This window comes from Streptomyces sp. NPDC057617 (assembly GCF_042800555.1).
Lineage (GTDB): Bacteria > Actinomycetota > Actinomycetes > Streptomycetales > Streptomycetaceae > Streptomyces.
Genome location: NZ_JBHVGV010000004.1, coordinates 115,711 through 131,051, shown reverse-complemented (window position 1 = coordinate 131,051; position 15,341 = coordinate 115,711). Strand labels below are relative to the sequence as shown.

Genomic DNA, 15,341 nt, shown 5'->3' with positions numbered 1-15,341 from the left:
CAAACCAAACGAAAGGCTGGACCACGGACTGCCGACGTGACGCTGGCGCCGTACCGAGTGGAGACTCAGCCGGACGAGTCGAACGACAAGTTGATGACAAGTCACTTGGAAAACGACATCTCTATTCGGAACCTACAGGTGCCGGTCAGAGGACTCGGCGGGCCGCGAGGATCTGCGGCCTCCAGTCGGCGAGGGTCGCGATACGGACCACGTCACCGGTGTGCGGGGCGTTGACGATCAGCCCCTGGCCGATGAACATCCCAACATGCTCAGGGACTCGGACGGTCCCCTCGGTGAAGAGCAGGTCGCCGGGTTTGAGGGCGTTGACCGGGACCGGCTTGCCCTCCCTGACCTGCGTGGAGGTGGTCCGCGTCAGGGTGACCCCGGCCGCCTTGTACGACTGCTGCATCAGCGAGGAGCAGTCACAGCGGCCCATCGGATCCGGCCCGTGCGAGTCCGTACAGCTCCCGCCCCACTGGTACGGCGTACCGAGCTGGCCCAGCGCCCACCGGATCGCGGTCCGCACCTTCAGCGGAGCGTCGGCCGGAATCGCGTAACCGGCCGGCAGGGCACCGGCCGGGATCGTCCCGAAGCCACTGCCGTCACCACCAGCCGCACAGCCGCCCGCGAGATCCGCCGAGGGAACACTCGGGGTACCGGGACCGGACGTTACGGGATCCGGTGACGGATTGCCGGTCGCCGTCAGCAGGGGCTCGATCGCCTTCTGCAGGGCTGTGGCCAGCGGCTCCCATTTGGCGTAGGCGTCGGGGAAGCCCGAACGCTGCACCGCCTGGGCGGCCTGGGTGACCGTCAACGACTCCCAGCCCGGCACCTTCCGCAGCGACTCGTAGAACTTCGTCGCCGCGTACACCGGCTGCATGATCTGCTCGGCGGTTCCCCAGCCCTGTGACGGCCGCTGCTGGAACAGGCCCAGCGAATCACGGTCGCCGTAGGTCAGGTTCCGCAGACCGCTCTCCTGAAGGGCGGTGGCCAGTGCCACGATCTGCCCGCGGGCCGGGATGTGCATCGCGACGCCGGTGGCCTGGATGGTCCGGGCGTTGGGCACCTGCTCGGCGGGGTCATCCAGACCCGGTATGGAGACCGGGCCTTTGCCACCGCCGTCGAGGATGGCCTTCACCTGCGCGGCGACGGCCGCGGTATCCACAGCCTGTGTGCCGCCGGTGGAGCAGGAGGCCGAGGCGCTCGCGGCAGTGACGGCCAGGAGAGGGGAGGCCAGCAGTAGTGCTCCGGCGGAGACGAGCCCGACGAAGGCACCGGTGGTTTTCTTCACTGCCGACGCCGTTCGCCGGGGCGGACGGTCCGGCAGGGCAACGGGGTTGGGTCAGGGCGTGGGCGTATCAGGGCATGCTGCATCGCAGCGGCTCCTCGGGGTTTGTAGGAGGCGCGGTGCCGGTTCCTCGTGGAAAGCCGCCGGCACCGCGCCGATGTGAATCCGCCCTGATGAAGGCGGTCCCGGGTCAGAGGAGTTGGTAACTCCTGGACGCCGGTCTCAGGTCATGCGCGGCAGCCGGCCGCGCTCGTAATCTCAGGCAGTACACGGGGGTCTCCATGCGTCTTCCAGAATGGGGGCCAATGTGCCTTCCTCGCCGCGCATGTGGACACGGCAACACGGATCGGCACAGGTCAGTAGGGGTGGAGCGGGACTCGGCCCCGGTGACTTGGCGAGACAGTAGACGCGAAGTCCGGCCGCACCAAACGCTCTGCGAACCGGCCAGCCGAGCACGGCTTCGGGTCGGTTGGGTGCGGCCGGAAATCGCGTCTACCCTCCCGCGTATCCCCCTCCGACCGGTCTCCGCCGACCGCCGAGCGGAGCGGGCGGGCCCAGTCCCGCCGCGCCCAGAAGAAGAGGCCCCGCGTATGAGCTACACGCTGCACCGAGGCGACGCCCTCACCGTCCTGAAAACCCTCCCGGACGAGAGCATCCACGCCGTCATCACCGACCCCCCGTACAACAGCGGCGGACGCACCAGCTCGGACCGGACCAGCCGCACCGCCCGAGCCAAGTACGTCACCACCGGCTCGGCCCACGACCTGCAGAACTTCCCCGGGGAGAACCGCGACCAGCGCTCGTACCGGAGCTGGCTGACCGCCCTGCTCACCGAGGCATACCGGGCCGCGACGGAGCACACTGTCGCGATGGTGTTCTCCGACTGGCGCCAGGAACCCACCACGTCCGATGCCCTGCAGATGGCGGGCTGGACATGGAGCGGCACCATCCCCTGGATCAAACCCGCCAGCCGCCCCCGGAAGGGCGGCTTCAAACAGTCCGCCGAGTTCATCACCTGGGGCGTCAAAGGCGGCCTCGACAAAACCCGCAACCTCTACCTCCCCGGCCACTTCACGGCGTCCCAGCCCCGCAAGGACCGCGTCCACATCACCCAGAAACCCGTCGAGATCATGCGGAAACTCGTTCAGATCTGCCCCGAAGACGGCACCGTCCTCGACCCCTTCACCGGCTCCGGAACCACAGGTGTCGCAGCACTGCGTGAAGGCAGGCACTTCGTCGGCGTCGAACTCTCCTCCCACTACGCCGACATCGCCGAGCGCAGGCTCCGAGCTGAACTCACCCAGGACGATTTTATCCTCGCCGGACCGGAGGCATGAACATGAGAACGCCCAGACCAGGGCTCACAGACCGCAGAGGCCGAAGGGCGGCGGGCGCATCGTGACACCGATGCACACGCCGCCCTTCCTTTGCGTCAGGCCGCTTCAAACGCCCGCCGGATCAGCGGCGCCGCCTTCTCCAAGTCGGCTGCCGAGGCGATCCGGACCTCCAGGTCGCCCGTACCGTGGTGGCCGATACCGCGCATATCGCGGGAAAAGCCCTCCTCCAGCCTTACGGCGCCCGGGTCCACCTTCAGGTAGACGAGCACCTCCGCGTTCTTGGACCGGAACACGATGCAGGCCACGTTCACCATCCGCCGGTAGGCGATGTAATGCAGCTTGACATCAACCTCGACCTCACCCGACGCGGTCAGCACCTCATCCAGCTCGCCGTACAGAGCCCGAAGCGAAGCGGGCGCCGCGTCAAGAGCTGCCCGCGCTGGCTTCGCCCAGCCGGCACCGGCCGACACCTCACGCTCGCGAGGCTCCCGCCGTGAGGCAACAGATCTGGCCGAGCCAGGGGCGGACTCGACCAGCAGCAGGCTCAGCAGTCCGCCGTCGAAGACCCGGTAGCGCACCAGGTCGATCCGCTCGTCCAGACGGCGCACCGCGACCCGGTCATGGTGCGAAAAACCGGCGGCGATACACACCATCCGCGGACTCCGCCAGTCGATCGCCTCGGCGATCTCGGAACCCAGCTTCTCCTTGACCAGAGCCTCGAACTCATGACGCGCGGAGCACAGCCACGACAGGTAGGACACGGCCTGCGACAGAACCCCGCTGTCACTGCCCTTCTTGTACTCGATCACCACCGGCGTGTTGTTCTCGTCCAGCCCGAGCGAATCGACCCGGCCCCGGTGCCACGGCCCCGTCGGATACTCGGACGCCAAGAAGCGGATGCCAAGCATCGCCTCCATCCCAGCTTCGACCCGACGCTGCAGCTCCACCTCCAGCGCCACCGTCGAACCCCGCAACTCGACGTCCCCGCCATCGGCATCCAGCCGGAATAGCTTCAGGTCGGTCACCCGCGCCCCCTCTTGCGATTGCTACAGGAGAAGCAATCGAAACGCGCCCACAGGTATTCCGGATCCGGGACGAAGGCGCCGACAGCGGCTAGGACGAGGCGCTGTCGGGGAGGCAACTGTGAAAGAATCCAATGGCGGACGGCTTGTAGAGGTCGAACAGTGACCTCCGCTCGTCCCTCCGGCCGGTCGACAGTGTCGCCAGCAACCTAGTGGCATTCTCGGCGATGGGCCCTGACAGCCCCACCGGTGGACAGCCGGTGGACAGACGCCTTTGGACGGTGCACCACGAGGTGGCACAGGTCAACTTGTTGTACATACCCTGATCAGGCAGAACGTCACGGGGCAGCACGACACGGCACCACGCAACACGAACGCTCACGGTCTCGTAATGCGTAGGTCTCGGGTTCGAATCCCGAAGGCGGCTCCATCGCAAACCCCAGGTCAAGCTTCTGACCTGGGGTTTCTCTTTCGGATGACCTTGGGATTCGGGCCAATCCGGCAATGTCCGTCTGCGCATCGTAATGCGTACGTCGGAGGGTTGGCTTCTGTGGCGAAATCGTTGATCCAATGCTCTGACCTGGTCTTTTGATTGCTCGCACGGGATGGATCACGCTGACGCAAGGGGTCCCGGTGGATAAGCTGTGGACAGCCGTGCGTGACACCTCATCAGGAGGCTGTTGCTGCCCATGGGGCGACGGGTGAAAATCCACCGGCCTCCGACCCGCTGGGTGCTCGGACATCCCGGCCTGGCTCGCCAACTGGTTCCGGCCCTCACTCTCGACCCTGAGGATTTCGGCGACTGGCCGACCTGGGCCCGGGCTCGGGTGACACTTCATCTGGCGGAGCAGTGCCCGTCACCGACTCTGCACCGCTACTGCTGAAGGCGACGGCAGCTCCTCGGTGGCCGAGCGACAACCGCTCGCAGGCCGCCAGGGCAGCTTTCGCATGCGATGAGGCATTGGCCGTCCCCGCCTTGAAGGAGGTGTTGGCCACGCTTGGACCGAGTAAGGACACAGACTCCGACCTCAGCCTCCGGGGCACTCTGCTGACCCTTCTCTGGCCCCGTTTTCTCGATACCACGACAATGCTTGGAGTGCTGAGCGAGAGGCCGAGCAACGATCGGTACGGGGCGTACGAGCATTTCGTTGCAGGCATGCCGACTGCGTGTCCCCAGGAGGATATGCACCACGTCATGGAGTGGGTCTTGCAGGGCGTGGCGGACGCGGCTGCCAAGACCGATGGGGCAGGAGGCTGTTCATGGGAGACAGACTCGTTTCCAGCACAGTCGACCGGGCATTGAGTGTTTCCAATGCCGAGTCGCTGCTGCCCGACCTCGCGCAGATCCTGACGACGCGCATTCTGGGCCACGAGAAGGTGGAATTCCCTCATACGCTGAACCAGATAACGCCCGATGGGCTGGAGCCGCCTCCCGTACGGAATCTGCGCCGCAAGCTCGTCGATGCCCTGCTGGCCTGCGGGATCACGGCCGGACAGGCCATGCGCTTTTTCGTATGGCTCGTCGTGCACGAATGGGAGCCCCGAGGCTCGTGGTCCGTAGAGACCGAAGGACTCCATGGTGACCGGTTCGTGCTGCTCGACGCAGGTGACTTCGCCTGGGCGCTGCACAAGGCGCCGACTGCGCCGGGAATGCTGGGTCGACAGAGGCCTATGCGCAGCTCGCAAAGGTTCTCTTCGACGAGCAGAGCCAGGAACACTTCGAACTCGCCTACCGGAGCCAGGACAATCCTGCCTGGCCACATCTGAAGTGGTTCTACGAACCGATCGAGATCTACGGCGACGGCGCCAAAGCATGGCGCAGAAACCACCGTGCCACGTCCGAGACACCATGGCCGGAGAGCGCGAAGTTCATCGCGGAACAGCGCGCGCGCCTACATGACACCGACAGTCGGGCGAAAATCTCTCCCGCTCCGGAACGCGCTGCAGCCTCCGGCCTCGGCCGCCGGGTTCCCAGCCGGAAGTAGCGTGTTCAGAGGTCCGAGCATGGTGCCCGGGCGGGCGACGCGTGGCGCCGAGGGCGTCCGCGGGAGGCGGTCGGTGCGAGTCGATGCCCGCATCATCGCGGTGGCCCAAGCGGCGGGTCGCATGGTGACGGCCGCGCCCGAGGCGGCAAGTACGCGGCCCTGAACGGCGATGGCCGCACAAGGTCGCCGTCCGTGTCGTCCACCAGTCCGGCAAAGTGACGACCAGCGCGGCGACAGCCGTCGTAGCCGAGACACTGCGTCGACCCTCACCACCAAACCGGCTCTCGCCCTGAGTATCGGCTGGTCCATCTCAAGTAGAGGATCCCGCACGCCCTGCACACAGCTCTGCCCCGCCACTTCGGGTGGCAGGGCAGAGCTGCGCGCGCCGTCGGCGCGGGTGGGTCACATCGGGAGGGAGCCGTACAGCGCGGCGCCCGCAGCGGCGAAGATCGCGCCGGCCCACCATGGCCAGGAGGGTGTGCGTCTTGCCGCCACATAGGAGAGGGCCATGGCGGCCATGGCAGGCCACAGAACGCTGAAGGCGGCGCTGCTGGGCGAGAAGTGGTTCGTGGCGACCGCGGCGACCACGTAGCCGGCTATCGCGGCTGTCGCGGCGATCAGGAAGCCCGTGCCGACCGGATTCCAGGCGACGAACTCTGCCTCCCGCCGTTTGCCTCGGACGGAGAGCACGATCGATGCGATCAGCGCCGTACCGGCGGCTACGGTCCACAGCAGCGCGAGGATGATCAGGAGGGGGCTCGGTGAATTCATAAAGATCCTTCTATCAGCCTCCTCCGGCCGGGAGGTGTTCCCGGCCGGAGGAGACTCTGGTGGCAGATGCGACAGAGGCGCCGTCGGAGTCGGTTCCCACGGCGTCCCGTGTCTACAGTTTGGTCTTGATGCACTTTTCGTAGACGGCGTCGATACCCAAGATCGCCGAGCCTGCGGTGATCATCATCGTTGCCAGGCGTCGGCCGCGCAGGTATCGGGTGCGTGCACTCATCACACGGGTCACGGCGGCCCGAATGCCGCCCCAACGCCTGATCACCTGCCAGATTCTGCGGATCTTGGCAGCGGCGAAGTAGGCGGTGCCGAGGACCCACAAAATGGCGCCCACACACACGGTGACCCGGTAGGCGCGGCCCCAGGAGAACCAGCCCTTGCCGTCCAAGTCGAACATGGTGATCGGGTCCGGCGGGTAGCCATAGGCGTTCGCGCCGCCGCCGACCACCGGGTCCAGTTGAAGGAACCGGCCGGTGGTGGAGTCGTAGGCCCGTGCGCCCACCAACGTGAGTCCGGAGAGAGTGTCGCCTGAGCGTTGCTGTACCCCGAGCCAGTCGTATCGCGCCGGTGTACTGCTGGCGCGCGTGTTGCCGTACTCGTCGGTGTCCTGGACGGTGGGGGCTTTGCTGGTGTCGAGCGGCAGTTGGAGGGTGATATCACCGTGGATGTCACTGAGCTGCAGGACGGTGTCGCCCGTCTTGCTCGTGGTGGCGGTGACGCCTCCGCCGAGCGATTCGACATAGCGGGTCACACTGCCCTGGCTGTCTTCCGTGACCCAACCGGGAGTGTCACATCCGCAGTCGTAGTGGTTGACCTTCGACTCGCTGGTGGTCCACGTGCCGCCGCTGTTGGTCTCGACGGTCCAGGAGCGGATGCGCTGGATCCCGTCGAGCTGCCAGGTCTGCCGCTTGGTGCCGACGGTCTCCTGGCGGATCATGTCGTTGTTGTAGTACTCCAGGGTGACGCCGCCCGGCTTGGCTGTGGTGCGGCTGAAGGCGTCGTAGGCGTAGCCGCTGTCGACCTGCCGGTCGGCGCTGTCGTAGGTGTAGTTGGTGGTGGAGCCTCCCGATGCGGGGCAGTCCGTACCGGGAGTGCCTGTGGCGCTGGTGAGGGTTTTACGGTTGGCGCGGGCGTCGAAGGTGTAGGTGCGCTTGGTGCACACCGTCTCGGCGGTGTCCTCGACCGAGGTCAGGCGCCCGACCGCGTCGTAACGGTAGTTCTGCGCGGTGATCTGTGCGTCCGAGATGACCTGACCGTAGATGGAGCGGTTGACGGTGTCGGACTGGACGAGGATGCCGTCGCTGTCGCGGGTGTAGGTCCGCTCAAGCGCGTTGCCCTCCGCGTCGATGGTCTGGGCCAGTGTGTAGCCGCCGGGCAGCTTCTCCTCGACAAGGTCGCCGTCCGCGTTGTAGGACGCGGTGAACGTACCGGCCACCGAGTCGACCACCTTGGTGGCGAGGCCCCGCGGTTCGGCGGTGTGGTCGTACGTGTAGGTGACCGAGGACGGAATGTTGTTGCTTTGCTTGACTTTGCGGTCGAGCAGGTCGTACTCGGTGGTGCTGGTGCCCGCGTCCGCGTCGGTGTAGGAGATGACCCGGCCGAGCTTGTCGTAGACGGTGGTGAGCGTGCCGCCGGTCGGCGAGAGGGTCTTGATGATCCGGCCGGTGGCCGTGTCGTAGGTGGTGGTGGCTTCGGGCGCGGCCGTACCGACCCCTCCGGTGATTTTCACCGAGGTGGTGCGGCCGGCGTTGTCGATGCCGACGGTGGTGGTGCGGGTCGAGCCCGAGGCGGCCTCGGTGGTGGTGGCGGCGTTCCCCCACCAGTCGTACGTGGTGGTCTTGGCCGGCAACTGCGCGGGGTTGGAGCCACCACCGGTGATCGCCCCGGCCGGGCCCGTCGAGCAGACCAGGTCGGTCCACTCCGGGCGGCCGGCGCATGCGCCGGTGCCGGTCGCGGACCAGTAGGTGGTCACCCGGCTGGTGGCGCTGGTTCCGCTGCTGCCCGGCGTGATGCGCTTGGTCTCACGGCCCTGCGTGTCGTATTCGGTCGTGGTGGTGATCGCCAGGCCGCCCGGATCCTCGACGGTCTTGGTCGGCAGGCCCTTGGCCCAGTCGTAGACCGTCTGCACGACGCGGGTCTCGCCCTGGATGCCCGGGTGTTCGCGGACCTCGGCACCGGCGGTGACCTTGGTGCCCTGGTCGCGGATGACGGCGCTGCCGTCGGTCGGGCGTCCCTCGTCGTAGCCGTAGACCGTCCAGGCGCGCGCCGTCACCGAGGTACCGGCTGCGACCAGGGTGGTGGTGCCGGTCTTCAGGTCCGCGCTCAGGTCGACCCGGCGCAGCGGCCCGAACTCCTCCAGCAGGCGAGTTCCCTTCGTGTCGAAGGTGCGGTTGGTGGACAGCAGTTGGGCTCGTTCGGCGGACGGCAGGGCGGCAATGCCCAGCTCGGTGCGGGCCGCCGTGTTGGCGGCGTCGCTGGCGATGGCCATTTCACGGTTTTTGGCGGTCAGTTCGCGCACCGTGTTGCCGAACTGGTCGTACTCGGTGGTGGCGATGCGCCCGCCGGGGGCGGCCGCGTTCACCACGCGTCCGGAGACGTCCAGGTAGCTGATGCTTGCCCGTTTGTAGTCGGCAGCGGTCAGGGCACTGCCGACGTTCGAGGCGGGAACGGAGTCCGCCGGGAAGATGGCGGTCGCGTCCACCGGCGCGGCGCTCTGCCCCCACGTCCTGACGTCGGTGGTTCCCATCTTGTTCGGGGCCGCGGCGCCGGTCAGCGGCACGTCGTAGACCACGGATGTGACGGCCTCGCCGGAGACGGTGTCCGCACTGCCCTGCGCGAGCGCCGGACGGGATGCCTTGAACAGCATCCCCTCACCGGCCGCGCTGCTGGAGCCGGCGTTGCCGTAGGTGAACGTCCACGGCAACTCGCCGGGCGGGGTGAGCTTGTTGACCCGGCCACTGCTGTCGTACGCGTACTCCGTCTTCAGCGGCGGCGAGATCTGCGGGTTCCAGGCTTGGCGCAGTCGGGCGGAGCTGTCGTAGAGGTACGCCTGCACCGACTTGGCAGTCGCCGTGGTGGCACCGGGCGCTGTCGACCACAGCCGGATCTCCTTCACCTGACCTGACACATCGCCGAAGGCGGTGGCAGTGGCGGTGGTGGAGGTGGCGTACACGAACTCGACAGCCCGGCACGCCTTGGTGGTGTGGTCGGCCCTGCAGGACGCCACTGTGGTCGCCGAGGTGGGGGCGTACACCCAGGTGGGTCGTGCCAGTTGCTTTCCGCCGACGGTGACCGTTTCGGAGTCCATCGATGTCGTGGAGTCGGCCTGGCCGTCGTTCTTGGAGCTGGACACCTGCCAGGTCGTGGCTCCGGCCGGCTTCGTGAACACGGTGACGGTGCCGTCGTCGCCGGTGAGCGTGAACGTACCCGACGTGGAACCGGTCAGTGTGACGTACTCGGCTCCGGGCTCGGCCGTCCAGCCGGTCCGGTCGGCGGTGGCGGTGAAGTGGATGGCATCGCCGTCGAGAGTGATCACATCGACCGCGGTGTCGGACACCTTGCTCACGTGGCTGTATGCCGAGCCCGACAGCTCGGCCACGGTGCCGCTCATCCACTCCTGGCCGAAGATTGGCGCCTGCCCGGCGGTTACCCCGTTGCGGGAGGACGCGGTGCGCTCCACCGCGAGCCCGAAAGCGGACGCGTCGGTGGCGGTGAGCGTGTAGTCGCCGCTGAGCAGATTCACTGTGCCGGGGCCCACCTCCTCGGTGGTGGCATCGTCCGCGGCGCGGTCGACGATCACGGTCAGCGGGTCGGTGCCGCCAACGGCGGAGTTGGGGCCGGTGAAGTTGGCCTTGATCTCGATGCTGCCGTCCGGATCGACGGTGTTGGTGGCGTTCCAGACCAGTGCGGCGTTCTTGCCGCCGGTCAGCGGCACCGGCCAGGCGGACAGGGCGACGCCGTCCTTGGTGACGTCCCCGGCGGGGATCACCACCCACGCGTCTGCGGCGGAGCGGCGCCAGGAGAAGGAGACATTGTTGTACTTTGCCGCGTCGGCCTCGGCGACCAGCGGAAGCCGACGGGCGGTGCGCTGTCCCTCGGAGGGCTGGGCGAAGCCGCCCGGACCGGCGTGGAAGTCGTAGCTGAGGGGCTCGGACTTGTTGTCCGCCTTGTCCACGGCCCGCACGTGCAGCGTGTGATTGCCGTCGCGCGGCGGGGTGACGGAGATGTTCCTGGCCGCGGCGGAGCCGTTGGTGGTCACCTTGGTCCAGGTCTCGCCGTCCAGCGACCACTCCAGCCACTGGTGGTCGGTGGCCGGTGGGGTGACGGTGAAGGTGCCGGCCTGGCCGGCGCCCTTGACCCAGGCGGTCGACGGGTAGTCCGTCGAGGTGATCGCCGTGGGTGCGGAGGGGGCCGTGGTGTCGACCGTGAAGGTCTTCTCCGCCGACCAGCCCGTGTTGTAGTGCGTACCGTCGTACGGGGACGTACGGAAGCGGTAGGTCTTGCCGTTGGCCAGCACCCCGGCGGGTACCTTCACCGAGGCGACCTGTCCGGACGGTACGAACGGTGAGACCAGGACATCGCCGACTTGCGCATTGGTTGTGTTGTCGAAGATCTGGAAGGTTCCGTTGACCTTGTCGCCATTGGCGTCGACGAAGGTGTCACGCAGTGTCGGGGTGAGTGTGTTGACGGTGTAGGCGCCGCTGTACGAGAAGTACGGCGGGCCCGCCTCCTGCTTGGTGCCGGTGCGCGGCCGGTAGTTGTAGTTCACGACCAGTTTCGGAGGGTTGGACGCCGCGTTGGCGGAGTTGACCCGTTTCCACTGCGCGACGACGCTCTCGTCCGAGGCGCGCAGACCCATGTGGCCGCGGGTGGCCCTGGCCGAGGCCCACTCCTGCACCAGAGCTGTCACATCGGCGTTGATCCAGCCGTCCGGCTGGCTGGTGCACGCGGTGTTTCCGCGTGTCTCGGTGGAGGTGGCCTTCTTCGCCGTCATCGCCGGCCGGTTCGTCCACCGGCTGGATGTGGAGGCGGCACCCGAGGACCAGACCTCCCACGGGTAGGCCTTGCAGTCGATGTTGTTGCCGGAGTGGAAGTTCCACAGGCTCAGCTTGGCGTCGAGGACCAGCGCGTCCTGGACGGGCGAGGTGTTCCATGAGATGTAGGACTGCGCGGTGCGTGGTGTGCCGTCGCCGTTCGTGGTGCCGGGGTTGCCGAGGTCGAGCTCGACGTCGCTGGACCAGTCGACGGTCTCGCCCTGCTGGACGTAGGTGTCGAAGACGTTGCCCAGGGTGGAGGTCGAGGGGTCGACCGTCACGGGGTACTTGGTCTTCGGGTCGGCGAGGAAGCCGGCGTCCGGGGTGACCACCAGATTGATGGTCGAGCCCTTCTGCTCGGCCTTCATCGCCACTTTCACGCGTCGGGTGTGTTCGCCGGAGACCGGGTCTACGGTGGCGTCCCACATGACCGGGGCCGGCATGACGGCCTTGGTCTTGTTCTTCTTGTCCGTGAACAGGACGCTGCCGTCCGGCTGCTGCTTGGCCTTCAGCCCCTTGGCCTTCAGCGGCAGTGTGTAGGAGTAACGTTTCTCCGAGGGGGGCTGCTTGATCTCCACGTACTGCTCGAAGCCGGTTCGGGTCGCTTCGACGACCACGTCCGCGCCGGGCACGGCGTTGACGTACTCGGCGCGCGGCCCCTTCAGCGCGGGCTCGGGCAGGCTGCCCTTCCACTGCAGGGTGATCTGCTCGTCGCCCGTGCCGAGCGTGACCAGGTCGACCGCTTCGGACGCCTGCGCCGCGCTGAGAGAAGCGGCAGGGCCGTCGGCGGATCTGCCCGCCAGTTTCAGACCGCGGGGGTGCGCCTTGGGTTCGACGGTGCCGTCCGTGCTGACGAGGCCGAGGTCGACGTCGCGCCAGGTGCCAGTGGCCGGGTCTTCGAAACGGATTGGGCCCGCCGCCAGTTCGGTGGTGAGCGAGCCGTCCTTGTTGACCCAGGTCGTGGAGGTCTCGGTGCGCTCGGACATGGCTTCGACGCGCTTGCCGGACAGCCTCGCCGCCACGCGCGCGGACGGGATGTCGGCAGCCTGGGTCGGTGCGGGCTTGTTGGTCGCGGCGGGTGCCTGGGGTGCATCGGCCATCGCGATGCTCGTGGCATCGAGCAGAGTTACAGCCAGAGTCAGGGCGAGACCGCCGGCTATGTAGCGCAGGCTCTCCCCGGACCACGGCCGCCCCCGTTTGTAGGGCGCAGGTCTATGAAGTGTCATGAATCCTCTGTCTCTTCAGCCCGCGCAGGCGACACGTCTGTGGCGCTTATGTGAACGTAACGAGCACCAAAAGACCACGAACTTCCATACAGGGTGCAGTCAGGGCATCACTTCATGTAACACGCGTGTGACATCAGTCATGCTCGCGGGGTAAACCCATGCGTCCACCCGACTTTGCTTGAACGATGTCTGTTCGTGGTCGGTCCACATGGAGGATCCGGCTGCGGGCGGTGTACGTTCCCGCTGGGGGTGTTCACAGGAGACGCGCCAACAACGTTTCCTTTTCAGACCGGTATCTGCTTTTTTCGGCGAGTAACTGACAATGGGGTGGGGCCGCATGACGCGGCGTCGGATATGGGTGACCGCGGCTACAGCCGTGGCGGGGCTGGCCGGGGTGCTCGTACTGCAAGGGGTGACCGGCAGTGATGAGAATGTCACGGCTGCCGGTGGCAAGCCCGACCCGGTGAAGGTGCGGGCGGAGACTGCTGAGTTGACGTCGGGGGACGGCGGGCGCAGTGCGTCGCTTGTGCGGCGGGACACCGGTCCGTTCAGCATGCTGGGGGTGACGTGGACCGATCCCGGTGCTCGCGTCACCGGCACCGTGGAGGCCCGTACCCGTGCCAGTGGCTCCGGGCAGTGGTCGCCGTGGCTGCGGCTCGACGGTGACAGTGGGCAGGGGGAATTGGGAGCCGCACGCGGCGGTACGGAGCCGGCGTGGGTCGGGCCGTCCGACGCTGTTGAGGTGCGGGTGAGTTCCGGCAAGGGGACTTCTACGGCATTGCCCGCCGGTCTGCGCCTGGACATGGTGGACCCCGGAACCGGCAAGGTCACCGGCATGGAGCCCGCCGCCTTCTCGGTCGAGGAGAGCGAACTGCCCACGCCCTCCGACGTACCCACCGACACGGCGTCCGGGCCGAGTGACCTCCCGCAGCCCACGTCTTCGCCCGAGGAGACGGTGAGCGCGTCACCGACGCCCCCGCCGCCGGCTGACGGGTCGCCGTCCGCTTCTCCTCCGGGCAGTGGCACACCGTCGCCCTCCGTCTCGGCGTCGGTGTCGGCCAGTCCCTCGGCGAGCGTGACGGCTCCGCCCGCGCCGCCTTCGACCGTGCCGAAGCCGCCGATCGTTGACCGCGCGGGCTGGGGAGCGGACGAGTCGATCAGCCCCGAGGAGCCCGGTTACCTTCCCGGCGGCAAGATCAAAGCGGTCGTTGTGCATCACACCGCCGAGTCGAACAACTACACCTGCGCGCAGGGACCCGCTGTTGTCCGGGGTATCTACGCGTATCACGTGCAGCAGCTGGGCTGGAAGGACGTCGGCTACAACTTCCTTGTCGACAAGTGCGGCACGGTCTACGAGGGCCGTAAGGGCGGAGTCGACCGCCCGGTGATGGGGGCGCACGCCTACGGTTTCAACGCCGAGACCACCGGTATATCCGTCCTCGGTACGTACACCGACACCGCTCCGCCGCAGGCCGCGATGGTCTCGGTGGCGCGTATCGCCGCGTGGAAGCTCGGACAGTACGGTGTCGATCCCACCGGCACCACCACCCTCACGGCCGGTGACAGCGGCCGCAGCTACACGGGCAAGACCTGGGCCAAGGGTGCCCAGTTGTCGTTCCCCACGATCCACGGGCACCGGGACGGCTACAACACGCAGTGCCCCGGCGACGCCTTCTACAACCAGCTCTCCACGATCCGTTCCTGGGCCGGCGGACCCGTCGCGGGGCTGGCGCTGAAGTCCGTGACCGGTGCGGGGGTTTCGGGGACGACGTATTACACCAAGTCCGCCGTCACTGTGAGCTGGTCCGCCACGACGCCCGCCGCCCTGGTCAAGCAGTACGAGCTGCTCGTCGACGGCAAGGTCGCGGCCACCGCCGCGGGCAGCGCCACCTCCGCCAAGGCGAACCTCGCCGTCGGGAGCCACAAGGTCGCCGTACGGGCGGTCCACCAGTCCGGCAGGACCAGCACCACGGCGACAGCGACCGTCGTGGCGGAGACGACCGCCCCCACCTTCACCGCGAAGCCCGCGCTCGTTCTGAAGACGGGAACGGTCAACACCACCGCGGTGCCCGTGACACTGAGCTGGAAGGCCACGGACACCGCCGCGCTGAAGGAGGTACGTCTGACCACGCCGGTCGCCAAGACGTACGGCCCGACCACCTACAGTGCCGCGCACACCGCCAAGTCCGGTGCGGCGAGCGCCTGGAGCATGACGGCGTACGACCAGGCCGGGAACTCGGCCACCGCCTCCGCGTCGGTGACGCCGATGATCCTTCAGGAGACGTCGGCGGTCCGGAGCGGGACGTGGACGGCGAAGTCCTCCACCAGTTATCTCGGTGGCAAGTCCTACTCCAGCTCGTCGAAGAACGCGAGCCTGACCTGGACGTTCACCGGGAAGTCCGCGGCCTGGGTCGTCTCCCGTGCCGCCACGTCCGGACAGGCATACGTGTACGTGGACGGAGTCAAGGTCGCGACGGTCGACCTGAAGTCCTCCACCACCAAGTACCGCGACGCGATCTGGACCAAGACCTGGTCCGCGAGCGCCAAACACACCGTCAAGATCGTCGTGGTCGGCACCACCGGCCGCCCGGCCATCACCACGGACGGCCTCGTCTACCTCAAGTAACCGGCTGACGCGTGCAGAAGGGCCCCGGACATGCCATGTCC

Annotated in this window: 7 protein-coding genes and 1 tRNA gene; 4 read left to right on the top strand and 4 right to left on the bottom strand. The window is 67.5% G+C overall.

The genetic code is table 11. The annotated features are described in order from the left end of the window. Positions 1 to 145: 145 nt before the first annotated feature. Positions 146 to 1,291: a C40 family peptidase gene (locus tag ACFU9P_RS12110; protein ID WP_384079157.1), complete on the bottom strand. Its 1,146-nt coding sequence runs from the start codon at positions 1,289 to 1,291 to the stop codon at positions 146 to 148. A gap of 587 nt (positions 1,292 to 1,878) precedes the next feature. On the opposite strand from ACFU9P_RS12110, the gene ACFU9P_RS12105 reads away from it, so the two are divergent. Then, positions 1,879 to 2,625, top strand: coding sequence for a DNA-methyltransferase (locus tag ACFU9P_RS12105; RefSeq protein ID WP_384079154.1), 747 nt, complete (start codon positions 1,879 to 1,881; stop codon positions 2,623 to 2,625). A gap of 95 nt (positions 2,626 to 2,720) precedes the next feature. Here the strand turns inward: ACFU9P_RS12105 and ACFU9P_RS12100 are convergent, their stop codons facing one another. Further along, positions 2,721 to 3,650 carry a DUF5655 domain-containing protein gene (locus ACFU9P_RS12100; RefSeq protein ID WP_384079151.1) on the bottom strand — a complete coding sequence of 310 codons (930 nt, stop codon included), beginning with the start codon at positions 3,648 to 3,650 and terminating at the stop codon, positions 2,721 to 2,723. 342 nt (positions 3,651 to 3,992) lie between these two features. On the opposite strand from ACFU9P_RS12100, the gene ACFU9P_RS12095 reads away from it, so the two are divergent. Both ACFU9P_RS12095 and ACFU9P_RS12090 read left to right on the top strand, forming a co-directional pair. Beyond that, positions 3,993 to 4,077 (top strand) — tRNA-OTHER (locus ACFU9P_RS12095). An 830-nt stretch (positions 4,078 to 4,907) separates the two neighbouring features. Then, positions 4,908 to 5,414: a hypothetical protein gene (locus ACFU9P_RS12090; RefSeq protein WP_384079148.1), complete on the top strand. Its 507-nt coding sequence runs from the start codon at positions 4,908 to 4,910 to the stop codon at positions 5,412 to 5,414. Between the two features lie 620 nt (positions 5,415 to 6,034). On the opposite strand, the gene ACFU9P_RS12085 is transcribed toward ACFU9P_RS12090, so the two are convergent. Beyond that, positions 6,035 to 6,403 carry a hypothetical protein gene (locus tag ACFU9P_RS12085; protein WP_384079145.1) on the bottom strand — a complete coding sequence of 123 codons (369 nt, stop codon included), beginning with the start codon at positions 6,401 to 6,403 and terminating at the stop codon, positions 6,035 to 6,037. 112 nt (positions 6,404 to 6,515) lie between these two features. Next, positions 6,516 to 12,548: a DNRLRE domain-containing protein gene (locus ACFU9P_RS12080; protein WP_384079142.1), complete on the bottom strand. Its 6,033-nt coding sequence runs from the start codon at positions 12,546 to 12,548 to the stop codon at positions 6,516 to 6,518. Positions 12,549 to 13,011: 463 nt separating this feature from the next. Here ACFU9P_RS12080 and ACFU9P_RS12075 point away from each other — a divergent pair, with 463 nt between their 5' ends. Further along, positions 13,012 to 15,300, top strand: a complete 2,289-nt coding sequence (locus ACFU9P_RS12075) for a peptidoglycan recognition protein (protein WP_384079139.1) — start codon at positions 13,012 to 13,014, stop codon at positions 15,298 to 15,300. The last annotated feature ends 41 nt before the right edge of the window (positions 15,301 to 15,341 follow it).